At 58.5% G+C, this 23,553-nt stretch carries 19 protein-coding genes; 8 read left to right on the forward strand and 11 right to left on the reverse strand.

All coding sequences use genetic code 11. The features are described 5' to 3' along the window. Positions 1-60: 60 nt before the first annotated feature. Entirely contained in the window at positions 61-1,242 is a 1,182-nt protein-coding gene (gene rssB, locus HX814_RS05925) for a two-component system response regulator RssB (RefSeq protein WP_003218921.1), read from the forward strand. Continuing rightward, a complete protein-coding gene (gene rssC, locus HX814_RS05930; RefSeq protein ID WP_003218919.1) occupies positions 1,242-1,724 on the forward strand; it encodes an anti-sigma factor antagonist RssC in 483 nt (160 codons plus the stop codon). Before rssB ends, rssC begins: the two co-directional genes overlap by 1 nt. Positions 1,725-1,922: 198 nt before the next feature. Here the strand turns inward: rssC and tal are convergent, their stop codons facing one another. The 5 genes from tal to HX814_RS05955 form a co-directional block, all read right to left on the reverse strand. Continuing rightward, a complete protein-coding gene (tal, locus tag HX814_RS05935; RefSeq protein WP_008437618.1) occupies positions 1,923-2,849 on the reverse strand; it encodes a transaldolase in 927 nt (308 codons plus the stop codon). A gap of 275 nt (positions 2,850-3,124) precedes the next feature. Next, positions 3,125-4,120 (reverse strand): tRNA dihydrouridine(20/20a) synthase DusA, encoded by a 996-nt coding sequence (dusA, locus tag HX814_RS05940; RefSeq protein WP_177008114.1) that lies wholly within the window; start codon positions 4,118-4,120, stop codon positions 3,125-3,127. A 470-nt stretch (positions 4,121-4,590) separates the two neighbouring features. Continuing rightward, the gene (locus HX814_RS05945; RefSeq protein ID WP_177015384.1) at positions 4,591-6,036 is read right to left on the reverse strand and encodes a hypothetical protein; all 1,446 of its coding nucleotides are present in this window, start codon (positions 6,034-6,036) and stop codon (positions 4,591-4,593) included. A gap of 314 nt (positions 6,037-6,350) precedes the next feature. Then, positions 6,351-7,406 carry an LPO_1073/Vpar_1526 family protein gene (locus HX814_RS05950; RefSeq protein WP_177008112.1) on the reverse strand — a complete coding sequence of 352 codons (1,056 nt, stop codon included), beginning with the start codon at positions 7,404-7,406 and terminating at the stop codon, positions 6,351-6,353. Positions 7,407-7,414: 8 nt separating this feature from the next. Beyond that, on the reverse strand, positions 7,415-7,639 hold the full coding sequence (locus HX814_RS05955) for a hypothetical protein (protein WP_177008111.1): 225 nt from the start codon (positions 7,637-7,639) through the stop codon (positions 7,415-7,417). 794 nt (positions 7,640-8,433) lie between these two features. On the opposite strand from HX814_RS05955, the gene HX814_RS05960 reads away from it, so the two are divergent. Further along, complete coding sequence (locus HX814_RS05960) at positions 8,434-8,799, forward strand: DUF6124 family protein (RefSeq protein WP_177008110.1); 366 nt, start codon at positions 8,434-8,436, stop codon at positions 8,797-8,799. A 145-nt stretch (positions 8,800-8,944) separates the two neighbouring features. Continuing rightward, positions 8,945-9,166: a hypothetical protein gene (locus HX814_RS05965; RefSeq protein ID WP_008437632.1), complete on the forward strand. Its 222-nt coding sequence runs from the start codon at positions 8,945-8,947 to the stop codon at positions 9,164-9,166. Between the two features lie 87 nt (positions 9,167-9,253). Here HX814_RS05965 and HX814_RS05970 read toward each other — a convergent pair whose 3' ends face one another. Further along, entirely contained in the window at positions 9,254-10,441 is a 1,188-nt protein-coding gene (locus tag HX814_RS05970; RefSeq protein WP_177008109.1) for an MFS transporter, read from the reverse strand. Between the two features lie 170 nt (positions 10,442-10,611). Between HX814_RS05970 and HX814_RS05975 the strand changes: the two genes are divergently transcribed. The 4 genes from HX814_RS05975 (at position 10,612) to HX814_RS05990 (ending at position 18,310) form a co-directional block, all read left to right on the forward strand. Continuing rightward, a complete protein-coding gene (locus tag HX814_RS05975) occupies positions 10,612-13,416 on the forward strand; it encodes an ATP-binding protein (protein ID WP_177008108.1) in 2,805 nt (934 codons plus the stop codon). After that, positions 13,413-14,612, forward strand: coding sequence for an EAL domain-containing protein (locus HX814_RS05980; protein WP_102368407.1), 1,200 nt, complete (start codon positions 13,413-13,415; stop codon positions 14,610-14,612). The genes HX814_RS05975 and HX814_RS05980 overlap by 4 nt, the downstream gene beginning before the upstream one ends. 124 nt (positions 14,613-14,736) lie before the next feature. After that, positions 14,737-17,634: an ATP-binding protein gene (locus HX814_RS05985; RefSeq protein WP_177008107.1), complete on the forward strand. Its 2,898-nt coding sequence runs from the start codon at positions 14,737-14,739 to the stop codon at positions 17,632-17,634. Between the two features lie 28 nt (positions 17,635-17,662). Then, positions 17,663-18,310 (forward strand): response regulator, encoded by a 648-nt coding sequence (locus HX814_RS05990; RefSeq protein ID WP_017477281.1) that lies wholly within the window; start codon positions 17,663-17,665, stop codon positions 18,308-18,310. Here HX814_RS05990 and HX814_RS05995 read toward each other — a convergent pair whose 3' ends face one another. The 5 genes from HX814_RS05995 to HX814_RS06015 are packed head-to-tail and all read right to left on the reverse strand — an operon-like array spanning position 18,311 to position 23,502. Beyond that, complete coding sequence (locus tag HX814_RS05995; RefSeq protein ID WP_177008106.1) at positions 18,311-18,805, reverse strand: fimbrial protein; 495 nt, start codon at positions 18,803-18,805, stop codon at positions 18,311-18,313. It abuts the gene before it with no gap. Then, the gene (locus HX814_RS06000; protein WP_003218898.1) at positions 18,802-19,269 is read right to left on the reverse strand and encodes a fimbrial protein; all 468 of its coding nucleotides are present in this window, start codon (positions 19,267-19,269) and stop codon (positions 18,802-18,804) included. The genes HX814_RS05995 and HX814_RS06000 overlap by 4 nt, the downstream gene beginning before the upstream one ends. 10 nt (positions 19,270-19,279) lie before the next feature. Beyond that, positions 19,280-20,191, reverse strand: a complete 912-nt coding sequence (locus HX814_RS06005; RefSeq protein WP_236260813.1) for a fimbrial protein — start codon at positions 20,189-20,191, stop codon at positions 19,280-19,282. 1 nt (position 20,192) lies between these two features. Next, positions 20,193-22,766 (reverse strand): fimbria/pilus outer membrane usher protein, encoded by a 2,574-nt coding sequence (locus HX814_RS06010; protein WP_177008105.1) that lies wholly within the window; start codon positions 22,764-22,766, stop codon positions 20,193-20,195. Positions 22,767-22,806: 40 nt separating this feature from the next. Then, positions 22,807-23,502 (reverse strand): molecular chaperone, encoded by a 696-nt coding sequence (locus HX814_RS06015; protein ID WP_003218892.1) that lies wholly within the window; start codon positions 23,500-23,502, stop codon positions 22,807-22,809. Between the last annotated feature and the right edge of the window lie 51 nt (positions 23,503-23,553).

The following is a 23,553-nucleotide window of genomic DNA, read 5'->3' on the forward strand; positions in this document are numbered from 1 at the left end:
AGTAAGCCCGGCCATTGTCGAGCTGCCTACGCCAACCTAATTCTGGCGCCGTTTGCCCACATGCAGAAAACCAGTGCCACGCTGCTGATAATCGATGACGACGAAGTAGTGCGCGCGAGTCTTGCGGCCTATTTGGAAGACAGTGGCTTCAGCGTCCTGCAGGCCAGCAACGGCCTCCAGGGTCTCCAGGTATTCGAGCGCGACAAGCCCGACCTTGTGATCTGCGACCTGCGCATGCCCCAGGTGGGCGGCCTTGAGCTGATCCGCCAGGTGACCGACATCGCCCCGCAGACGCCGGTGATTGTCGTGTCCGGTGCCGGCGTGATGAACGATGCCGTCGAGGCCTTGCGCCTCGGCGCTGCCGACTACCTGATCAAGCCCCTGGAAGACCTGGCTGTGCTGGAGCACTCGGTGCGTCGTGCCCTGGATCGTGCACGGCTGCTGCTGGAAAACCAGCGTTACCGTGAAAAGCTCGAAACCGCCAACCGCGAACTCGAAGCCAGCCTGAACCTGCTCCAGGAAGACCAGAACGCCGGTCGCCAGGTGCAGATGAACATGCTGCCGGTGAGCCCGTGGAGCATCGACGAGTTCAAGTTTGCCCACCAGATCATCCCGTCGCTGTACCTGTCGGGTGATTTCGTCGACTACTTCCGCGTTGATGAGCGGCGTGTCGCGTTCTACCTGGCCGACGTTTCCGGCCACGGCGCCTCCTCCGCATTCGTGACCGTGTTGTTGAAGTTCATGACTACACGGCTGTTGTTCGAATCCAAGCGCAATGGCACCTTGCCGGAGTTCACCCCTTCGCAAGTGCTGGGCCACATCAACCGGGGCCTGATCAGCTGCAAGCTGGGCAAGCACGTGACGATGGTCGGCGGCGTGATTGATGAAGAAACAGGTCTTTTGACCTACAGCATTGGCGGTCACCTGCCATTGCCGGTTTTATACACTCCAGACAGTGTGCGCTACCTGGAAGGGCGTGGTTTGCCGGTTGGCTTGTTCAATGAAGCCACCTACGAAGACCACATCCTGGAATTGCCGCCGACGTTCAGCCTGACGCTGATGTCCGACGGTATCCTGGACCTTTTGCCAGAGCCTACACTCAAAGAGAAAGAAGCCGCCTTGCCCCAACGGGTCAGGTCGGCGGGCGGCAGCCTGGATGGCCTGCGGCAGGTTTTTGGATTGGCCACGCTAGGGGAGATGCCGGATGATATCGCCCTATTGGTGTTGAGCAGGAATCTTTGATGAGTACCGGAAGAATCCAATTCGCCGAGCAAGACGGGACGTTTGTCCTGAAGTTTGTCGGTGAAGTGCGCCTGACCTTGTGTTCGGCGCTGGATGCGACGATTGAGCGGATCTTCACAGCCTTGAATTTCTCGGCGATCGTGATCGATCTGACCGAAACCCGCAGCATCGATAGCACCACCCTTGGGCTGTTGGCCAAGTTGTCCATTCTGTCTCGGCAGAAGGTCGGACTGCTGCCGACCGTCGTCACCACCCACGAAGACATCACCCGTCTGTTGCAGTCCATGGGCTTCGATCAAGTGTTCAACATCGTTGACCGCCCGATCCCGTGCCCGGAATGCCTGACCGACCTGCCGTCCCAGGACCAGTCCGAGGAAGTGGTACGGGTCAAGGTACTGGAAGCCCACAAGATCCTGATGGGCTTGAACGACTCCAACCGCGAGGCGTTCCACGACCTGGTGAATGCGCTGGAGCGGCACTAATTTCCAGCTGAAACACTGTCAAAGTGTGGGAGGGGGCTTGCTCCCGAAAGCGGCGGGTCAGTAGTGAATGTAGCGACTGACGCCTGTATTCGGGAGCAAGCCCCCTCCCACATTTTTAACTGAGTTCGGCTCGAAATCGGCTAATACAAAAAAAGGGCGGCACCCTCACAGGTGCCGCCCTTTTTGTCGCCGCCGTTTTTAGAGCTTGGCGGTCAACAGCGCTTCGAGTTTTTCCTGGTCGCGGGCGAACTGACGAATGCCCTCGGCCAGTTTCTCGGTGGCCATCGCATCTTCGTTGGATTCCCAACGGAACTGCGCTTCGGTCAAGTGCACACGAGCTTCGCCCGCATGGCCTGGCGACAATTTGCGTTCCAGCTTACCGTTGTCGGCTGCGAGTTTTTCCAGCAGGTCCGGGCTGATGGTCAGGCGGTCACAACCAGCCAGCTCTTCGATCTGGCTCAGGTTACGGAAGCTTGCACCCATTACCACGGTCTTGTAGCCATTGGCCTTGTAGTAGTTGTAGATGCGCGTCACCGACTGCACGCCCGGATCCTCGGAGCCGGTGTAATCGTTACCGTTGGCCTTCTTGTACCAGTCGTAGATACGGCCCACGAACGGCGAAATCAGGAACACGCCGGCTTCGGCGCAAGCCACGGCCTGGGCGAAGGAGAACAGCAGCGTCAGGTTGGTCTGGATGCCTTCCTTTTCCAGCTGCTCGGCGGCGCGGATGCCTTCCCAGGTGGAAGCGATCTTGATCAGCACGCGGTCACGGCCAATGCCGGCCTTGTCGTACAGGTCGATCAGGCGATGGGCGCGCTTGAGTACCGCGTCGGTATCGAACGACAAGCGGGCATCCACCTCGGTGGAAATGCGGCCGGGCACCACTTTCAGGATTTCCTGGCCGACGGCTACCGCAAAACGGTCGCTGGCCAGGCCTACATCGCCGTTGCAGTCGGCAACAGCCTCATCCAGCAGCTTGGCATAGCCTGGGATCGACGCGGCCTTGAGCAGCAGGGAAGGGTTGGTAGTGGCGTCTTGCGGCTTGAGCTTGGCGAGGGTAGAAAAATCGCCGGTATCGGCTACTACAGTGGTGAATTGCTTGAGTTGTTCCAGCTTGGAAGTCATGGGCGTGCTCTGTCCTGTGGGTCTGATGACATTACCCGAGCGCTGACAGCCGCTCAAGGGCGCAAATGCATTCGATCGTTTGCGAGGGCAACAACCTGAAAACAGCCGTTTGAATCACCGGCCAATGCTCAATAGGAGGCCAAAACAGCCAGCAGGTTCAACCCAACTGCCCGATGACCACCCCATCTTCCTGACATCCCCCCATCCAAATGTGGGAGCGGGCTTGCTCGCGAAGGCGTCGTGTCAGCCACCCAATAAACCCACTGACACCCAAATCACCGCCCCTCCAACAACTCCCCGGCCTTATCCAGCAACGCCAGCGGATCACTGGCCTTATGAATATCCACCGACAATAACTGCCGAAACTTCCGCGCCCCCGGGAAACCCGTCCCCAGCCCCAGTGCGTGGCGCGTGATGTGATGCATCGCGCCACCTGTCGCCAGGTGTTCGGCTATATAGGGACGCAACTGCGCCAACGCCTCGGCGCGGGTGATCACAGGTGCAGTGCTGCCAAACAGCTGCTGATCCACCTCGGCCAACAGATACGGATTGTGATAAGCCTCGCGGCCCAGCATCACGCCATCGAAGGTCTGCAGATGCTCCTGGCACTGTTCGAGGGTCTTGATGCCGCCGTTGAGGATGATCTCCAGTTCAGGGAAATCCTGCTTCAACTGGGCGGCAACGTCGTAGCGCAATGGCGGGATGTCCCGATTTTCCTTCGGTGACAGCCCTTCCAGAATGGCGATTCGCGCATGCACGGTAAAACTGGTGCAGCCCGCGTCCTTCACCTGGCCAACGAAATCGCACAGCTCGGCGTAACTGTCCCGGCCGTTGATGCCGATGCGGTGCTTAACCGTTACCGGGATCGAGACGGCGTCCTGCATTGCCTTAACGCAATCCGCCACCAAGGCCGGGTGGGCCATCAGGATCGCGCCGATCATGTTGTTTTGCACCCGGTCGCTGGGGCAGCCGACGTTGAGGTTCACCTCGTCGTAACCGGCGTCCTGGGCCATGCGGGCGCAAGCGGCCAGGTCCGCGGGGACGCTACCGCCCAACTGCAAGGCGAGTGGATGCTCGGCCTCGTTGTGGCGCAGGAAGCGTTCATGGTCGCCGTGGAGGATTGCGCCGGTGGTGACCATCTCGGTGTAGAGGAGGGCGTTTTTGGACAGCAGGCGCAGGAAGAAGCGGCAGTGTCTGTCCGTCCAATCCATCATCGGAGCAACGGAGAAGCGACGGGACAGGGCTTGCGGTGGCGCTATGTCTGAGGGCATTGGGATCTGGGATGGAGATTGCGAAGGGTAAGCAGTTTATCAGGAATGGGTTGGAGGGGCTGGGGTTGATCGTGCGAGACTAGATCAATATTAAATAAATCTGTCCCCTTTCCCTCCTTTCCCATGGGTCAACATGAAAATGCTCAGGTGCGTAGGTCTGGCAGACCATTTCAGTTGTATGCAACCGTTATTCCGTCGCTTCCACATGCACGCACGCTCATGCATGCAACCTCAGATTTGGCATTTGTTGATAATGTCGGGTTGGCGCGACAGGTGTAAGAGCACGGCGATCGCCTGGTGATCGGGCATGTGAAATTCTTATATTAGGAAAAGCGAGTGCTATGTGAGATTGGTGTGAAGAAAGTGCCGGTCCGTAGCTACGATGCATTTTCGACCGGCAAGATCTGATGGCGGCGGAGTTTACTGAGCACAAATCTGTGGAGGTTGGGTTTGTCCCTTGAGGTATTGCTTTATGCGCTATCACTCTTTGGTTGTTCGCTTTCTATGTTTTCCTCATTTGGCACAGCGGGAAATTTAACTTGTCCAACAGAAGTTAATATGGCTTTTCGGCACTTTGTTGCATATCGTGAGTCGCGCTTGTCTTTCAAATACTTAGCAATAAGGAACAGGTCAGGCGTGAATACTAGGGCTGTTGAGCTTGTAGTTGCAGCAGAAATGCATTTTGTTGTGAATGGTTCTGGCCTCGTATTAATGGGTTGCAATCTATATGGGTTGCCAAATAATACGGGTTTAGCTGGGTCGTTGACTTCATCTCGCTCAAGATCTTCATGTATATTCATCGCGAGCTGCCGTAGCTTGTCAATATTTACTGGTTTGTTGTCTTTGCCTTCGGCCTCGCCAATTAGTCTACCTTCCTTTGATTCAAAAACGGCATCGAATTCAGATTCGCCGTTATCAAATTGTGATACTTCGAAGCCGATTATTTTTAGGGCGTCTAAAATTGCAAATTCTAATGGCTTGCCTTTCTCGAATAAAAGATTTCTAAGTCTTCCTAGATCTTTTACTTCGTCGATTATTGCTTCTTTTTGAGCTTGAACAATTTCAAGGTTTTTTTCGATTTTTAGGAGCTTTTGAGATGCTGATTTTTCTTGGTTTAATTTGTATTTGAGATCTCTTGCCCAGTCAGGCTCAGGAGTTAATTCGGAGGAAGATCGTAGGGATTTTTCTATTGAAATAATTGATTTTATCATCCTGGATGCAAACTGCTTTGCTTCTGCTGTCCACTCACCTTCATTTTCCTCGTCCTCGTCACCCACTATAAAAGACTCAGCATAGAAATCAATGTCAGGGAGGCAGAGCAACGCACCGTTAGAGTTTTTTGACCTATTAATAGTTCCTACCACTTTGTCCCCATGTCGGGTTAGCAGGCACGGCGTCAGTTCCCCTTCAATAATGGTTTTGTATGAAGATACTTTTGAGAATTCTTGCCAATATGAAGATATGCATTCAAAGTTTTTTTCAGAAGGTTTTATTTCTTTTCCCTTGGAAGTTCTTGGCTTTAGGGTTAATGGTATTGACTGATAGTTGTCGTAGCCTGTCACGATCCTTGTGGTTTTTTGATTTCTACCGGTCCCGGAATACCTCTTTTCCCCTGTTGCAATACTTACTGGAGTCAAATCACTTAAGAATACTAATACTAATTTTCCGTGCTCAATGGCTGCTTTTATTTCTTTTCGCCAGTGCTCAGACTGGGATTTTAATTTAAATGATTGATCATCCGATAAGCACGGTTTTCCTTCGAAAGTGCTCTCGCGCTTATAGATGTAATCCCTGATGTCTGGTTTAAAAAGGATTATGTCCCAGTCCAAAAGAGAAATGTCAGAGTCGAAATCACAAAATTCAGTTTCGTCATCCGCCAGTGAAAGTCCAATGGTCAATATTTTTTTGTTAGCCATGAATTATCCATTTTTAAACAGATACAGAATTTATGGTTAGGCCAATAAGGCCTTCTTTGTCGCTTTTGTATGTCAATCTCAGCGATTCTTTTATTTATTGGGCTTCTCACGACCTCGCGTTGCACATTGATCCGTGTGGAATTTTTCGGTATTTGAGGCAGGCCAGTACGTCAGATATCCTGGTCTGACCCCCGATATTCATACAGAAGTGGTACGGGGGGGTGATCTGGTTAAAATGAATGGAACGATGGCAATAAACATAGATTAAGGGCCCGCGAAATATATCGTAAACCGTAAGGCAGTTCCTTTAGTCGTTAGTTTATCCAAATAGAAAGGCTTGCAAATTCACCGGTTAATCGTTTTATGTTCGCGTGACCGATGGCCATTCCGACGCTTGATAGAGAGAATGAATTAATTTCGCAGTTGGCCCATAGTTCAAATACAGATGCCATATATGGTCTGATCGATACACATTTCTCTCGTATTTCATCATGACTCATTTTTTCTGTTAAAAACAGCTCGCGTATTTTTACTTGGTCATCTTCGCTAATGCTGTGCGTTTTAAAATTCTTATCGAGCATATCAAGATTGTTTGCGCGCACTTGTAGTTTTTTTTGGTCATTTAGACAATTCATGAAGAATCGAGCATCATGTCCAATTGAGATTTTCTTTTTTTCAACTTCGCTACTACCAAAACCTTTTAAAAATAATCCTGGGTAGGTTTGGTCAAGTATGGCTTCAATCGTGATGGTGCCCATAATAGGGGTGCCGCAGCCTGTAAATTGTAAGTGTTGATAACAGGCAGAATTATTGATTAGTTTTGTCGAGAAAGGTAATACATGCTGGTCGAAGTTCTTACCAAGCATTTCATGATTGCCAATCCCCTGGTTTTGTGTGTATCTAAAGAAAAATATCGTTGCCAGCACCGCTAATTGCGAATCGGTAAGTTTTGGTGCCGTTGACAAAGACTCATTTAGAACAATTTGAAGAATGTCTCTCTGTTCTTGCTTGCTTCTATCGACCAGCAGGTCTACTAAAAGGTCTCCGAGATCTTTATCACCGTTTCTCGCGTATTCGCGTTGCACCGTAAAAAGTGCATGCTGAAAGTCCGGGTCCTGACCCTTACCAAAACCGTCAGGATTTTCCTTCTGGAGTTTTTTTAGAAAATCTTCCGTGATTTCTTCAGCGCGAGCTTTTGCAGTTTCCATGGCAGGCCCAGCCAATTGGAAGAAATTTGCTCGAAAAACATCGAGCGCCACATCGCGTACCTCAGAGTAGGAAAGGCCGTTTTGAGTAATATTGACGTCATTCCCCGCCTGAACGGCGACTGAGCCGGTTCCTACGGCCTGCTTTTGGTTGTCTCCAAACATGCCGGACCTCATTTGCTGATATTCACGTCACGGCCAGCTTGGATGCCTTTCGAATTCGCACCAACCCTTTGCGATTGGGTAGCCTCTGGTTTCTTTTCCGTAATGAACGCAGCTAGCAAACTACCAAGCGACACAATGACAGCGGTCACGGAGTCAAAACCAGGCTTCATAAGCGCCCAGATTACACAGGCGACGAAAGCTGCGAATAACACGAGCCTGACAGCGATGCGCATAGAGACGTCCAGTTTTTATCGATTGAGTTCTGGATTCTAGAGGGGGTTAGGATAATGGCAAGGAAGATCTGTGGATGATGGTACAGAATTGGTACGCAGAAACCGATGGATCCCCACAAGCCTTCATTTACAAAGGCTGGGCTTAAGGTAGGTGCAATCCATCATGGGTGCAACGCTGAACCGATGGGACAGGGCTTGCGGTGGCGCTATGTCTGAGGGCATTGGGATCTGGGATGGAGATTGCGAAGGGTAAGCAGTTTATCAAGAATGGGTTGGAGGGGCTGGGGTTGATCGTGCGAGGCTAGATCAATATTAAATAAATCTGTCCCCCTTTTCTTCTTGGCTAAAGTCTACTGACTTAAAAAGTTTCGGGTTGTCTGTAATGCTATTGGAGGAGTTGAAGAAAGTTGTAGATGCTTTTTAATATCGCTTCGCTGGATTTATATTGTTTGGTGTTGTTCTTGTAACTACGTATTTTGATTTGATCGACATTGTTCTTTGAGAAAACTCCTACGCTTTTATCGGCTTGCCCTTCAGACCCCCCATAGCTAACCTCCTCAAGCCGCTACCAATCTAGCGGCCGGATGTGGAAGTCCGACCAAGCTGAAGGCGCTCAATCGCTCATAAACACCTACCGGCGTTTTTTTACGTCTGTATGATTGCTTATGGCGGCTGTGCGCGGGGCACTTCGGTGCGCTGGGTCCTTTAGCCCTGGTCTTCCACACCTGCGTACAGCTGCCACCCTCATGTGGAAGTGAGATCGGCAGTTCCTTAAACGCTAAAGGAGCTTCGCCATGTACAAAATCACACCGAACCCGCCTCATGCCCCAAATGCCGCACCCACTGACGCCAAGCTTCAAGCGGCGGCCCAGCGTGCCATCCATCATTACTTGCCGTCATCCGATAACGACGTACCCGCCGAGCAACCAAGCAGCAATCTATTCCTCGTAAGCCCCAACATAGACACCGAAACCCTTCTAGCCAACGCCGCCGAAAACCTGGAATCCGCCAACCAAATGGCTGCAACCCTGGCTTTCGACCTCGATGAACCCCATCGCGCTATCGTCCTGGGCATCCAGCAGCTAATCGACCTGAGTGGTCTACTCGTTGACCGAGCCTTGGAGCAAGTCGCGCCTTTAGGCAGCACGGCCACCGCCTGACGCCGAACCCTGCCGCCTTACCTCAAGGCGGCAACCTGAACCCATCCTGTCATCCTGCGAAGTTTCATAATTCCCTGCGCTTTTGAGGTCTACGATCCTCCTTAAGAGTGGACCTATACGCCTCCAGCCCAAAGGGAACTGAAAAATGATCTCCAATCTCGTCAAAGTCGTGATGATCGCTGGCACGTTGCTGCTGGCCGCTTGTTCGACGGGGTCGTCGGACGTGAGTAGCGACCCGTGTTTTTCAGGGGGATGCCAGGCGTTTGGCGACCACAGCCCCAGCAAGGCCGCCAAGATGAATTTTGGCGGCAACGCGCTGGGGAGCAGTTACGGGGAGTATGGTTCGGGGTTGATGCATGATGACTGAGTGAGCGGGTGGGGCAGTCATTTACTCAGTGACTGACCCACCGCTTTCGCGAGCAAGCCCGCTCCCACATTGGATCGTGGGAGGGCTTTAGTGACCGCCTTTCATACGTCGGGCGATCAGGTAGATACCCAAGCCTACCAGCGCCGTAGCCGCGCCAATGTAGCCCGTGCTGGTCCACCCATACCCCGCCGTAATCGCCATCCCACCGAACCACGGCCCCAGCGCATTCGCCAGGTTGAACGCCGCGTGGTTGGACGCCGCCACCAGGCTCGGTGCCTCATGCGCAATGTCCATCAAGCGGATTTGCAGCGGCGCGGCCATGGCGATCATGGTGCCGACCAGGCCAATACCCAGCAGTACGCCCCACAGCGAACTCGCGGCGAAGGTGAAGAAAATCAGCACGGCCATCGACCACACCATAATCCAGCCCACTGCGCGAAATTGCAGGCGATCAAACAGCTTGCCGCCGGCGATGTTGCCGATGATGCCGCCTACGCCAAACGCGGCCAGACCGAAGGGAATCCACTGCGGCGAGACTTTCGTCACTTCGAGCATGGTCGGCGCCAGGTAGCTGAACACGCAAAACATCCCGGCAAAACCAATAGCACCAATGGACAGCGCCATCCACACCTGCGGTTTGGTGAAGGCGCGCAGTTCTTTGCGCGGGTCGCTGCGGGGTTCGTCGTGGCGGTCCGGTACGAATTGCCAGACCAGCGCGATGGTGCACAGGGCGATAGCACTGACCAGCGCGAACGCCGAGCGCCAGCCCAAGTGTTGACCGAGGAAGGTCGCGATGGGGTTGCCGAGCAGCATGGCCAGGGTCAAGCCCATCATCACGCGGGCGACGGCGCCAGCACGTTTGTCGTTGGGCACCATGCTGGAGGCGACCACGGCGGCGATGCCGAAGTAGGCGCCGTGGGGCAGGCCGCTGATAAAGCGGAAGGCCACCAGCGAACCGAAGGTCGGGGTAAACGCCGTGGCGAGGTTGCCCAGGGCATAAAGGCCCATCAGCAATAGCAGCATGTGTTTACGCAGCAACTTGGCGCCGAGGATCGCCAGCAGCGGGGCGCCGACCATCACGCCCAGCGCATAGGCGCTGATGGCGTGGCCCACTTGCGGTTCGCTGAGATTGAGGTTGCGGGCGATGTCGGGCATCAGGCCCATGATGGCGAATTCGCCGGTGCCGATAGCGAACGCGCCCACGGCCATGGCCGCTTCCATTTTGGCGGCGCTGCGCGCGGGCAGCACGTGCCCGGGTGTTTGCTGGATAGTCATGGGTAACTCTGTTTGATGAAGTGCACGAAGGACAGCCGCCGATGCTACGCAAGCAGCGACGAAGGTGTCTAGAACAGCGTGTTGCGCGAGAGTTCCATCGGCGCAAGCAGTGCGGGGCTTTGAGATCCGTCTTATTCAACTACCCTCTCGCCACGCTTACTCTTTTGGCGATGAAGCTCAAACATTTCCTGCAACCACTCGACTCTTCTTTTTCGACGCCCAAGGCCGCGCGCAAGTTGTTGCGGCTGTTTGCCCTGGCATTGGTGCTCGGCGTGTATGTGGGTGCCTACAGCTACTTGCGTGCGGCGTTGAATGAGGAAATTTCGCTACGGCGCAGTTATATGAATGAGGCGATTTCCGATGCGCAGAGTTTTTTTGTCAGCCGCCAGACGCTGCTCAAAAGCCTCGGCCTGTCGACGGTTCGTCATGTCACGCCACCCGTGGGCAACCTCAATAATGTGCCGGCCGAAGAGTTGCACATCACCTTGGGCGAGGCGGGCAATATCTGGAGCCTTTGGCTGACTAGGCGCCTGCTTGATTACCTGCAGGTCAACCAGGTCAACCTGATCTACGTCGCGCAGCGCGCCGAGCCGGTGGTGGAGCGCCTGTTTACCGTTGGGGCGGCCCCGGAGAATGTGCCGCAGCCGGTATTGCAGCGGTTGATGGCGGTGGACACCGGCAAGGTCTCGGTCAGCGATGAGTTGTGGCTGACTGAGCAGAGCCGCCTGGATTCACCGCTATACATCTTCACCCGCCTCGATGACCGTAGCCCCACGTCGGGTTGGCTCGGGCTGGAGGTGGACGGCCCGGACCTGATCAACGCCCTGCAGCATGAAAAAGCCGGGGACTTTATGTTGCTTGACGGCGCCGGGCAGCTGATTTTCAGCAGCACGCCTCATCAACCGTCGGCTGCGCAGGTGCTGCGCCAGTATCACGCCACGGCCAGCTTTGGTTGGGAAGGCAGCCGCTGGCTGCCGGATCGCTTGGCCATTCGCAAGCACCTGGGTTACTCCCAGTGGCAGATCGTCTACAGCCTGGAGCTGAGTTCACTGTTGCCCAGCCTGGCCATGCCGTTGCTGCTGTGCCTGCTGTTGTGCGCAGCGGCCAGCTTGTTGATGGTGCGGTTGGTGCGGCGCATCGATCAGCGTTTGATTATCCCGGCAGCCAATCGCATCGAAGCGCTGGTGGAGAGTGAGGCATTCAGCAGTGCGGTGATTCGCATCGCGCCAGTGGCCTTGTGCGTGCTGCGCCGCAGCGACGGCGAGGTAGTGCTGGAAAACCCCCTGTCCCGGCAATGGCTGGGCAACGGCCACGAGCGCCAGCAACTGTGTCACGGCTGGATTCGCCGCGCGTTCGATGAGTCGGAACAAAGCAGCACCGACGAGCTGCAAATGGCCGACGGTCGTCACCTGTACCTGAGTTTCGCGCCAACCCGTTACCAGCGTGAGGAGGTGCTGATCTGCGCCTTCAGCGACATCACCGAACGCAAGCAGGTGGAGTTGGCCCTGCAGCAGGCGCGCACGCTGGCGGACGCGGCGAATGAGGCCAAGACCCTGTTCCTGGCAACCATGAGCCATGAAATCCGCACGCCATTGTATGGCGTGCTGGGCACCCTGGAATTGCTTGCGCGCACCGACCTTAACAGCCAGCAGCGTGGCTACCTGAATGCCATCGAGGGCTCGTCGGCGAACTTGCTGCAAATGATCTGCGATGTGCTGGACGTGTCGAAAATCGAAGCGGGACAACTGTCCCTAGAGTTCAGCACGTTCTCACCGATCGAGTTGGTGCAGGAAGTGATCCAGGGCTACGCAGGCGCCGCCCAAAGCAAGGGCCTGCAGTTGTTCGCCTGCCTCGACCCGCAGTTGCCCGACCACGTGAGCGGGGATGTCACACGCATCCGCCAGATCCTGAATAACCTGCTGAACAACGCGCTGAAATTCACCGAAAGCGGCCGGATTGTCTTGCGTCTGCGCCTGGAAAGCCGTGAAGGCGAGCGCACGATGTTGCAGTGGCAGGTAGTCGACACCGGCAAGGGCATCGCCGAGGAAGACCAGCGGTACCTGTTCGAGCCGTTCTTCCAGGCCAGCGGCAATGCGAATGTAGTCGCCGGCAGCGGCCTGGGTTTGTCGATCTGCAAGCGCCTGATGCACTTGATGAACGGCACCTTGCGGGTGGTCAGCGAGCCAGGCCTGGGCAGCAGCTTTTCCTTCACCTTGCCGCTGGAGCAAGTCAACGACGACCGGGCTCCTTGGGCGCAACCGCTGCTCGGCGAGCGGGTGTATGTGGTGTCGCCGGTGCGTGAGCTGGCAGAAAGTGTCGGCGGCTGGTTGCGCCGCTGGGGCGCGCGGGCGCAGCTCGGTGCGCCGGAGTCTGCCGAGGCCGATCCCGGCGCGGTGCTGGTCGAGCTGTATCCGGGCCCGACCGAGCCCGACCAGTTGCTGCATTGGTCCGGGCCGCGGGTGATGGCCGCGGTCGACGAGCATGGCGCTTATCCCTGGCAGATCGGCCTGAACAACCTGCAGGCGCTCAACCGCGCGGTCAGCCGCGCCCAGGGCAGCGAAGAGTTGTTGTCGCCGAGGATCAGCGAGAAGCCCACCGAGTTCAGCCTCAACCTGCGCCTGCTGGTGGCCGAAGACAACCTGATCAACCAGTTGATCCTGCGCGACCAGTTGGAAGAGCTCGGCTGCAGCGTGGTGCTGGCCGGCGACGGCATTGAAGCGCTGTCATTGTGGGGTGATACCGCGTTCGACATGATTCTCACCGACGTCAACATGCCACGCATGAACGGCTATGAACTCACCGAACAACTGCGTCGCCTGGGTTGCTCACTGCCGATCATCGGGGCCACCGCCAACGCGATGCTCGACGAAGCCGAGCGCTGCCTGAACGCTGGCATGGATCATTGCCTGGTCAAGCCGTTCACCCTGCGCGCCCTCTACCAGTGCCTGCATCGCTATCAGAGGAGGGTGCTTTGAGCGCCTATCGCGTACTCATCGTGGAAGACCATCCTTTCCAGCATGAGTACTTGATCAACGTCTTCCAGGCCATCGGCGGGTTTGACGTCGATGTGGTCTGGGATGGCGCCACCGCGCTGCAACGCCTGGCCCGACAGCGCTACGATCTGCTGCTCAGCGACTTGATGATGCCGGGGATGGACGGTGTGCAACTGATCCAGCACTTGGCCCGCATGCACGCGCCGCCTGCGCTGGCGCTGATGAGCGTGGCGTCGCGGCGCATGTTGGTGGGCGCCGGGCAGGTGGCCGGGAACCTCGGCCTGACCGTCGCCGGGCTAATCTCCAAGCCGGTGCGCGAACGCGAGGTGCGCACCCTGCGCGATTGCCTCGACAAACTCGCCGAGCAGGCGCGCACGCCGTGTTGCCACCGGGGTGTCAGCCATGCCCGGGAGAACCTTGAGCGCGCCTTGGCCAATGGTGAAATCCAGGCGTGGTTCCAGCCGAAAAAATCCCTGCATGACGGGCGCATCGTGGGCGCCGAAGCCCTGGCACGCTGGGTGCACCCGGTGGAAGGGTTATTGATGCCCGGCGCGTTTCTTGACGACATCGAGCGCCTTGACCTGGAAACCCGCTTGCTCACCTGCATTCTCGGCCAAACCCTCATCGCCCAGGCCCAGTGGGCGCAACTCGGTTACCGGCTGCCGGTGTCGATCAACCTGCCCACGCATTTGCTCGACCAGAGCGACCTGGTCGACCGCCTGCTTGCCCAGGTGCAAAGCCGCGACGCCGAACCCCGGCAAATTACCTTCGAATTGATGGAAAGCTCCACCACACGGCTGCCCAGTAACTACTACGCTGGAGCATGTCGCTTGCGCATGATGGGCTTTGGGTTGGCGCAGGATGACTTCGGCAAGGGGTTCAGTTCCTACTTCAACCTGGTGTCGACGCCGTTCAACGAGGTCAAGATCGACCGGTCACTGGTGCATGGCTGTGCCGAGAACGAAAGCCTGGCGTCGGCCTTGCAAAGCATTGTCGAGCTGGGCCGCAAACTCGGGCTGACCACCATCGCCGAGGGCGCCGAGACCCAGGCGGAGCTGGCGATGTTGCGGCGTATCCGCTGCGATCAGGTGCAGGGTTTCCTGATCTCCCATGCCGTGGCGGCGGAAAAATTCAGCGCCCTGTTAATCGAGGATGGCCCTGCGCCAGCACTTATGTGAGTGGCCAGGGTCACACAGTCAAGAAGCCCGAAGGAAGGGTCGCCCGGTCAGCCGGGCGTTATTGGCCAATGCCGGGATCAAGCATAGGCCCCATATCCTGATTCAGGCTTCTGCGGTACTGACGATGAAACATGCAAGTCTGCGCCTGGACAAGCTGGCGCAAAGCTCTCAACGCTTGAACAAAGCCCTGTTATTGCTCACGGGGCTCGCCTTGTTGCTGTCCAGCAGTTGCTATTGGGCGGTGTCGCGGTTGCTCGACGCTGAACAGGAAAAGGTCGAGTTCCACTTCGCCCGCGTGGTGGAGATCATCCATGAGCACGAGGCGTTCCTGCGCAACGTGGCCAGTGGCTACAGCCTCAGCAACGCGCCGCCGCTGCCGGCCGTGCAGTCGACCTCGGTGGTGGAGTTGCAGCACGAAGGCGGGCAGGTGGTGTTGCAGGCCAAGGGGTTTGCGATGTCGCTACCCTTCACCTTGTCCCACGCCGAGACGTTCTCGGCGGATGACACGCGCCGGGCACTGGCGTTTGGCGTGCAACTGACTGACTACTACGGCGGCTACTGGGCCAGCTCGTTTTACGCCTCGCCGCAGCTGTTCGTGTTCACCCCCAATGCCGTCGCCAGCCTGGCCGTGCCCGGCGTGGGCGGCTTGCGCCAGCACCAGCCATTGTTGCGCGAGCAGTACCGCGACGTGGTGAGCCGCTTGCAGCAACTGCAACAGAGCCAAAGCCTCCTGCTGACCGACAGCCGCGTGCGCTGGATGCGTGCGCCGCCGCAGTTGTACCAGAACAGCCGCAGCGTGGTCGCGATGATCGGCCTCGACGCGCCTGCCGCCGTATTGCCGGCCAATCAGCCTCAGGGCCTGCTCACGCTGGCGGCGGTGGTGGACACCTCGCAGGTCGACGAAATCGAGCGAGTACTGCAACTGTCGGTCTACAACCAGTTCACCCTGATCTCGCCCCAGGGCGACGTGTTGCTCGGCAGCCTCGGCGATGAACACATGGCGCCCCTGGGCCTGAGCTTCAACAGCCAGGGTTTGCGCTTCAAGATGCTCAGCGAGGGTGGAGAGCACTGGACCGGCCTGTACGCCATCAGCTATCAGGATTTCCTGCGCTACGCCAAATGGCCGCTGCTGGGCCTTGGCCTGACGTTTCTGGCGGCCGTGCTGCTGGGCTGGTGGATCAACCATTGGTACAAGACCCGCATCGTCAGCCCGGCGCAACGCGCGCAGGAGCGTCTGTTCGAGAGCGAGGCATTCAACCGCATCATGCTGCACAACGCCCCGGTGGGATTGTGCGTAGTGCGCCGCAGCGATCACCAGTTACTCCTGGAAAACCAGCGCGCGCTGCAATTGCAGGGCACCGCACCGCTGCTCGACGTGCTCAAGGCCAACGATGGCCCGGATACCCCCGGCGAGATGTGCCTGGCGGTGGAGGGGCGGTACTTGCAGGTCGTGGTGGTGGCGGCGCGGTACGAAGGTGAGGACGTGTTCCTCTGCGGCTGCAACGACATCACCCGACACGTGGACGAGGCCCAGTTGCTGACCCAGGCGCGCCAGGAAGCCACCGAAGCCAACGAGGCCAAAACCGTGTTCCTGGCAACCATGAGCCATGAAATCCGCACCCCGCTGTACGGCGTGCTCGGCAATCTGGAACTGATGGCCCTGACCGACATGAGCGAGCGCCAGCGCCACTACCTGGAAATTATCCAGGGTTCGTCCACTGTGCTGTTCCAGTTGATCAGCAACGTACTGGATGTATCGAAAATCGAATCCGGGCAAATGGCCGTGGAAGCGGCGCCGTTCAGCCCGGGCCAGTTGGTGGCGGAATCGGTGTTGGCGTTCAGCGCGACCGCGCGCAATAAAGGCTTGCAGATCGATGCCGAGATCGACCCGCTGCTACCGCCGCAACTGCTTGGCGATGCTGGCCGCATCCGGCAGGTCCTGCATAACCTGCTGGGCAACGCGATCAAGTTCACCGACTCCGGGCGCGTGCGTTTGCGCCTGATGGTGCAGCAACTACTTGACGATAAAGTGACCCTGCAATGGCAGGTCACTGACACCGGCGTGGGCATTCCGGAAAAGGCGCTGGACCAGTTGTTCAAGCCGTTTTATCAGGTAGCGGGCGACCAGGACGGCAATGGCGCCGGCCTGGGCCTGTCTATCTGCTCGCGCTTGAGTGAGTTGATGGGCGGCAGCATGCGCGTGGTCAGCGAGCCAGGGTTGGGCAGCAGTTTTTCGCTGTTCATCACCTTGCCGGTGCTTCAGGAAACCCTGCCCTCTGCGGAACAACCGCCGATGCCGCCGTGCCTGGACGCACCGTGCCTGAACGTGCGCGTGCTGGTCGCCGAAGACAACCCGGTCAGCCAGGCCGTGCTGCAAGAACAGCTCGAGGCCCTTGGCGCCCACCCCACCGTAGCGCGTGACGGCGAGCATGCGCTGCAAATCTGGGGTTCGCAGCCGTTCGACCTGGTGATCACCGACATCAATATGCCGCGCCTCAACGGCTACGACCTGGCCCGCGCGTTGCGTGAACAAGGCGTCCAGGTGCCGATCATCGGCGTCACCGCCAATGCCCTGCGCGAGGAGGGCGAGCGTTGCCTGGCGGTGGGCATGAACGCGTGGGTGGTCAAACCGCTGAGCCTGAGCATGCTGCGCCAGGCGTTAATGGCGCACTGCCGGCGAGCCACGGCCTTGCCGGTGGTGCAGGTGGACCGGGACCGCGAAGGCTGGATCGAGCTTTCCCCGGCCATGCGCCAACTGATGGCCGACACGTTGCTGGTGGATGTGCAGCAGATCGAACAAGGCCTGACGGCCGGCGATGCCACCCTCGTACGTGAGCGTTTGCACAGCCTCAACGGCGCGCTGGCCAGTGTGCGTGCCGGGGAACTGTCCAGCGCTTGTCAGGCATGGGAGAACACCCTGTACGACGCACCGCTGGATACATACGCCACCACGCAGATTCGAGGCGTGTGCGCACGGCTTACAGCGGTTGCGCAGTGCTTGCTGGCAGAGTCGCAAACTTGATGAAAGCCCATTACAAGGAAGATAAAGAATGCGAGAAATGAACGTTGTGATCGCCGATGACCACCCGATCGTACTGGTGGGCGTGCGCGAAATTGTGCAGCGTGATTCACGCTACAGCCTGGTGGGCGAGGCGGTCAGTTCCAGTCAACTGATCGAGCAGTTGCGCAAGCACCGGCCGCAAGTCCTGATCACCGATTTCAACATGCCGGGTGACGACACCTATGGCGATGGGTTGAAGCTGATCGAGTACATCCTGCGTCACTTTCCCGCGACCCAGGTGCTGGTGCTGACCATGATTTCCAACAGCCTGATTCTCACCCGCTTGCAGGAATTGGGTGTGGCCGGGGTGATCCAGAAGAACCACCTGCACGGCGAGATCGAAAAGGCCCTCGGCGCGATCAGTGCCCAGCGCAGTTACCGCGCACCGGAGCCCGCCGCGACTTCGGTCTTGGCCAATGTGACCCAGGTGCAGGCGCGCTTCCAGAGCCTGTCGCCACGGGAGATGGAAGTGCTGCGTTTATTCGTGACGGGCATGAGCGTGAGCGATATCGCGCGGCAGTTGAGCCGCAGCAACAAGACCGTCAGCGCGCAGAAGATTTCGGCCATGCGCAAGCTGGAGGTGGACAGTGACCAGGCGCTGCTGACCTATTGCATCGAAGCCCGGCAGTTTCAGTAATCAGCGGTACGTCATCTGCATCAACAGGGTGGCTTTGTAGCTACCCGCCTCGGGCAGCTCGCCCAGGGACACGGGCTTGACGCGCAGGGTCAGCGCCAACGGTTCGTCTTCTACCGGCCAGGTGCCGGTTTGGCCCAGGCCGATCCCCGGCTTGTCGGTCTTGTCACGCAATTGCACCTGCAACCCCAGGGATGGGAGATTGGTGAGCAGCACCGGGCTGACGGTGAGGGCCCGGGCCATGCCCGCCGACAAACTCAGCTCGACCTGAGCGCCCGCCTGACAGTCGAAGACCAGCGGCACATCGATGGCGACGGTGCTGCCGTCGGCCAACTGGTTGAGGTTGACCTTGCCCAGGTCCACCTGTTGCGTACTCGGAAACCTTGCGGTGCACGGCGGTGCGGTCAGCTTGCCGCTGACGTCGATCTGCGCTTCTTCCGCCGCTTGCGCAAGGGCGGTGCTGGCTACGGCCAGCAGCATCCAGGCGAGCGCTTTCATAGGTAATTGAGGGTCATGACCATCGACGAGGTGAACGCGCCCGGCGCCAGCGTGCCGCGTTCGACCAGTTGCGCCTTGAGGCTGATATCCACGTCGCCGCTGAGGTTGGTGTATTTCTTGACGGTGCCATTGAGGTTTGCCGCCGTGTTGTCCGCCCACAGCAACGACACACCGAGGTTGTCCGCCGTGGTCTTGGCCACGGTGGAGGTGTAGGTGCCGTTATTGGACGTGAAGCTGACATTTAGCGAAGAACCCGACGAGCACTTCAAGCGCACCGGCACTTCCACAGTGCCGGTGGTCGCCACCTGGTCAGTACGCACGTCGCCAAATGCGGCGGTCAGGGTTGTGCCGGTACTCAATACGCACGGTGGGCGGGTGAGGGTGCCGCTGACGGTGATATTCACCACGTCGGCAGCGTGAGCGGTGCTGCTGAGCAGCATCAGGGCGAGCAGTGGAGTTTTCATGGCAAGGCCCTCATTGATAGTCGATGTTCAGCGTGTATTGGCTCTGAAACGCACCCGTCGGTGATTGCCCGGCCGCCAGTTGTGGCTTGAAGCTCAGGTTTACGTCATTGCTGCCCACGCGTAACTGCATAAAGCGCGGGGTAGTGAAGTTCACCGGGTTCAGGGTGTCGGTCCACAGCGCCTGCATGTTCAAACCTGCCAGCGAGGTGCGCGTCACACCGGTAGTAGGGCTGACTACCGTCTGGTTTGGAAGCAGGTAGACGTTGGCTCGCATCTGCGCCGAGCATTTAATTGACACTGTGGTCGACTGCATCTGGTTATTGAGGTCGCTGTTGCTGATAGAGCCGAAGCGCAGGTTGACGCTGCCGGGTGAACTCAGGCTGCAGGCAGGCGGGACTACGGTGTATGAAAACCCTGTGTTAAGAAACCACTCGCCATAACCCAGCCAGTTTTCCGAGGTAACGCCCAGCAACACCCCTATCCAACGTGTGCCTGCAGTTTGGGGTGCTGTGCCCACCAGAATGTAGCGGTAAGGCACCACAGTATTAAGGGGTAGAGGCCGGCAGTAGCCGCCCAGGCAATTGCGGCTGTATTGGCCGATATTCAGATCGTATAAATAGATGTTGTTATACGGGTCGGACCATCTCAACGGGGCTTGATTCGGGCCGCTCATGTAGTTGATTCGCGTATTTAAACCGGCTGAATAGGGGAATGCGCGGCGAACGGTGCACGTGCCCTCGAAGACGATCCTGATCGCCTGGCCCGGTGTAAACGTGTAGCCGCCGCTCGGAACGCCTGGCACTGTGCAGTTGAGATTCCCTTCGACCAACGCTTGCGCCTGTTGTGAAAGGCAGCTCAATACTGCGCACAACAGCGCAAGCATCAGCCGTCCACGCACCTTATGTGTTGCTTTAACGATCATGTCAGGAATCCTTGGCACCCGACCCACCGGCCGCGCGCTCACATTGAATATTCATTTGGGTGATGCCGCCGTCGGCAGGCGCTGTTTCGTCCAGCTTCAATTCACGGCTGCACCACGGCTGGCCGTCGACGCTGACCAACAACCGCGCCTCGGGCGGCACGCCGGTCAGGAACGCGCGGCCTTTGTCGGCCACCAGGGTGTTGCCGAGGGCGCGGCCATCCGGGGCAAACAATTCGGCGCGGGCGGCAAACGGCGCTGCTTCGCCAAGGGGGTCGCTGATGCGAAACAGGATGCGTTGGCCGCGCCGGGTGTCGAAGTCGGCCAGTACAAACGCGCCGCGGTTTGGCGTGACTTCCTGCACCGGCTCGGCGATGTCGACGTCAGACGGCATCGACTGGGTGTCCAGCGACACGCGGTTTTTGCGATAGGGCAGGGCCTGCGGCACCACGGTGTAGCCATTGCTGTTGGTGCGCACACCGCGCTTGTTGCTGATGCCCACGTCGGCGGCGCCCGGTGTGGCGACGATCACATTGGTTTCGCCCAATGGCTGGCTGAACATCAGGTTGCTGCCATACGCCACCACCGAACCTTCGACGCCCATGTCCAGTTGGCGGCTGCCGGTGGTCTCGTTATAGGCACCGCGCACAATCGCGTTGGGCGCGTCGTATTGCGCGGCGAAGGTGCCGCCGGTCTGGCGTTGCGCGCCGCTGACTTGCTGCGACACACCCGCGCTGTAGGCCAGCGTATCGTCCTCGAACGCGTTGCCGCTCAGGGTCGCGGTGCGTGATGCCGAGCCCCGCGCGCTCTGGTTCATGTTGGCCGTAACGCTCTGGCTGCGCGTGCCGCCCAGGGGCATGCTGATGCTCAGGGACAGGCTGCGGTCGTCGCTGTTGGCGCCTTTGTTCAGGCCCAGCCCAAGGGAGTAGGAAATGTCCCCGACGCTCGCGCTGTATCCCAATTGGATCGAGGTGTCGGCCTTGCTCTTGTCCCAGTAGGCGGTTTTCGACACGTTGGCATAGACCCCGCCGTAGCCGCCCAATTGCTGCGACACGTTGGCGGTGAAGTTGCTTTTCATGTGGCCGCTGCGGTACGTGTCCAGGGTTTGCTCGGTGCTGCGGCTGTTCAGCGCTTCGTTGAACGAGTAGTAGCCGCCGGTGGAGTAGCGGTAGCCGATCAGGCTGAAGTTGGTGTCGGTGGCCGCCAGGGACTTGGAATAGCGAAAGCGAAACGACTGGCCGCTGGACGTGGTTTTCTCCCGGCCCACGGCGTCGCTGCGGGCGTGGGTCACGTCCACCGAGATCGCGCCAAAGCCGGCAAAGTCGTGGGCAAAACCCAGCAGGCCGGCGTTGTATTGATTACTCAGCAGGCTGCCGCCAAACAGCGTGGTGCTGCCGCTCAAACCGCGTCGTAGGGAGGCCTGGATAAATGTTGGGGTTTGCTGCACAAAGGACGATTGCGCCGGGCGGTATTGGCCGGCGAATACCGAATAGCTTTGCTGGCCTTCGCGCAGCATGTAGGGCACCGACGAGAACGACTGGGTGTAGACCTGGCGCTGGCCGTCCGGGCCTTCCACGGTGACTTCGATGTCGCCATTGCTGGCGGTGGGGTACAGGTCGGTCAAGGCGAACGGCCCCGACGGCACCCATTGCTCATGGATCACATAGCCGCGCTGGCGGATGATCACCCGCGAGCGGCCATTGGCAATGCCGCGAATCACCGGGGCGAATTCGCGGGCCTGGTCGGGCAGCATGTCCAGATCAGAGGCGATGCCCAGCCCGCGATAGGGGATCGCGTCAAACAGGTCGCCTTCGGTGGTGGAATCGCCCAGGGTGGCGATCGCCATCATATTGCCCATGTCGCGCTGGGCGTAGGTTTCCAGCGACTCCCAGCGCCCGGGCGTGGTGCTGCCTTTTTGCCAGGTCGAAAAATTGCGCAGGCGCCAGGCCCCGGCATTCACGCCGCTCCTCAGGCTGCCGAACTGGTCCTGGCGGCGGCCGGTATCGGACTCCACGGTGCTGCCGGTGAAGCTGTAGTTGGTGAAGGCCACCTGTTCGCCGTTACTCCATTGCCGACGGCGCACTTCAAAAGGGATGCTGCCCAGGTAGGCCTGTGGGATTTCAATCGACAGGATCTGGCGGTTGAAGTCGTAGTCGTAGCTCACGCCGGCCAGGCCCTGATCGAACGCAATGCAGGTGGGGTCGGCGTCGGTGCGGTTTTGCAGGGCCGTGTCGGCCACGCCCTGGGCGCGGAAGAACTCGACATCCAGGCAGGGGAACAGGCCGGTGCTCGAGCGTTCCTGGGTGCCGGTGGCGCGGATGAAACGCACATCACGCTGTTCGATCGAGCGCTGGTTGAGCTGGATATCCACCCGGTAAATCCCCGGCAACTGGCCGTCGCTCATGGCGCTGACCTGTTGTTTCACAGCGGCCGAACTCTGCCCGCCGCCGATTTCGAGAAACGACGCATCGAACTCGTAGCCGGCGTGTGCGGGGGCCAGGTGCAAGGCGGCGGCCACGAGCGGGCAGCCGAAAGCCTTCACGGCGCAACGGCGCATGACTGGGAATGAACGGAGCATGGTCGTTCCTGAAAAGGCGTTCCGGGTTGTCGCGGGGGTATCAGTGAATGCGGATGACGGGGGCGGTCACGATGCTGCCGTAGTCATCGATGTAGCTCAGTTGCACTTCATCGCCGGCCTTTGCCTGGATCGGCAGCTCACGCGCTTCGCCTGGGCGCAGCACATCCGGCGCCTGGGTGATCGGCAGGCCGTTGAGCTTCAGTTCGCTGACCACCACGTGCAGCTTGGAGGCGTTATTGACGGCCAATGCACCCGCTTGGGCCTTCCAGTTCACTTGCGCCACCGCGTCCTTGAGCGAACCTTTGAGGCCGGCCGGGCGGTAGAACAGTTTGATCGTGGTCTTGAGCGCGATCTGCAGCACGTTCTTGCCTTTTTGATCGTCGCTCATGGCCGGGATTGCCTTGACGTTCATCAGGAACAGGCTTTCGCGGTCCTGGGGCACTTCTGGGCCACCGGTAAAAATGATGCGCAGGATATTTTCCTTGTCGGCATCCAGCCGGAACAGCGGCGGCGTGACGATAAAGTTATCGACGCTTTCCTCGTTGCCACTGCCGAAGTGGCTGACCCAGGACTGCACGAGGTAAGGCGAGGTGTCGTCGCGGTTGCTGACGCTCAGGTTGGCTTCGTTGGAAGCGCCGTCGTAGATCAGTCGCGTGGCGCCGACGGTGACGGCGGCGTTGGCGGCGCTGTGCCAGAGCGGCAGCAGGGCGAGCAGAAGATAGACTTTCAAACGCATGACAGGGGGACCTCCGGAAGCCCGCGGGCCGGCGCGCGAACGCCTGGCCCA

The organism is Pseudomonas sp. C8002, from assembly GCF_013385765.1.
GTDB lineage: Bacteria > Pseudomonadota > Gammaproteobacteria > Pseudomonadales > Pseudomonadaceae > Aquipseudomonas.

What these genes read in the sequence shown, in the direction of transcription:
- rssB (WP_003218921.1), top strand. Translation starts at nt 61, where the DNA reads ATGCAGAAAACCAGTGCCACGCTGCTGATAATCGATGACGACGAAGTA.
- rssC (WP_003218919.1), top strand. Translation starts at nt 1,242, where the DNA reads ATGAGTACCGGAAGAATCCAATTCGCCGAGCAAGACGGGACGTTTGTC.
- tal (WP_008437618.1), bottom strand. Translation starts at nt 2,849, where the DNA reads ATGACTTCCAAGCTGGAACAACTCAAGCAATTCACCACTGTAGTAGCC.
- dusA (WP_177008114.1), bottom strand. Translation starts at nt 4,120, where the DNA reads ATGCCCTCAGACATAGCGCCACCGCAAGCCCTGTCCCGTCGCTTCTCC.
- HX814_RS05945 (WP_177015384.1), bottom strand. Translation starts at nt 6,036, where the DNA reads ATGGCTAACAAAAAAATATTGACCATTGGACTTTCACTGGCGGATGAC.
- HX814_RS05950 (WP_177008112.1), bottom strand. Translation starts at nt 7,406, where the DNA reads ATGTTTGGAGACAACCAAAAGCAGGCCGTAGGAACCGGCTCAGTCGCC.
- HX814_RS05955 (WP_177008111.1), bottom strand. Translation starts at nt 7,639, where the DNA reads ATGCGCATCGCTGTCAGGCTCGTGTTATTCGCAGCTTTCGTCGCCTGT.
- HX814_RS05960 (WP_177008110.1), top strand. Translation starts at nt 8,434, where the DNA reads ATGTACAAAATCACACCGAACCCGCCTCATGCCCCAAATGCCGCACCC.
- HX814_RS05965 (WP_008437632.1), top strand. Translation starts at nt 8,945, where the DNA reads ATGATCTCCAATCTCGTCAAAGTCGTGATGATCGCTGGCACGTTGCTG.
- HX814_RS05970 (WP_177008109.1), bottom strand. Translation starts at nt 10,441, where the DNA reads ATGACTATCCAGCAAACACCCGGGCACGTGCTGCCCGCGCGCAGCGCC.
- HX814_RS05975 (WP_177008108.1), top strand. Translation starts at nt 10,612, where the DNA reads ATGAAGCTCAAACATTTCCTGCAACCACTCGACTCTTCTTTTTCGACG.
- HX814_RS05985 (WP_177008107.1), top strand. Translation starts at nt 14,737, where the DNA reads ATGAAACATGCAAGTCTGCGCCTGGACAAGCTGGCGCAAAGCTCTCAA.
- HX814_RS05990 (WP_017477281.1), top strand. Translation starts at nt 17,663, where the DNA reads ATGCGAGAAATGAACGTTGTGATCGCCGATGACCACCCGATCGTACTG.
- HX814_RS05995 (WP_177008106.1), bottom strand. Translation starts at nt 18,805, where the DNA reads ATGAAAGCGCTCGCCTGGATGCTGCTGGCCGTAGCCAGCACCGCCCTT.
- HX814_RS06000 (WP_003218898.1), bottom strand. Translation starts at nt 19,269, where the DNA reads ATGAAAACTCCACTGCTCGCCCTGATGCTGCTCAGCAGCACCGCTCAC.
- HX814_RS06005 (WP_236260813.1), bottom strand. Translation starts at nt 20,191, where the DNA reads ATGATCGTTAAAGCAACACATAAGGTGCGTGGACGGCTGATGCTTGCG.
- HX814_RS06010 (WP_177008105.1), bottom strand. Translation starts at nt 22,766, where the DNA reads ATGCTCCGTTCATTCCCAGTCATGCGCCGTTGCGCCGTGAAGGCTTTC.
- HX814_RS06015 (WP_003218892.1), bottom strand. Translation starts at nt 23,502, where the DNA reads ATGCGTTTGAAAGTCTATCTTCTGCTCGCCCTGCTGCCGCTCTGGCAC.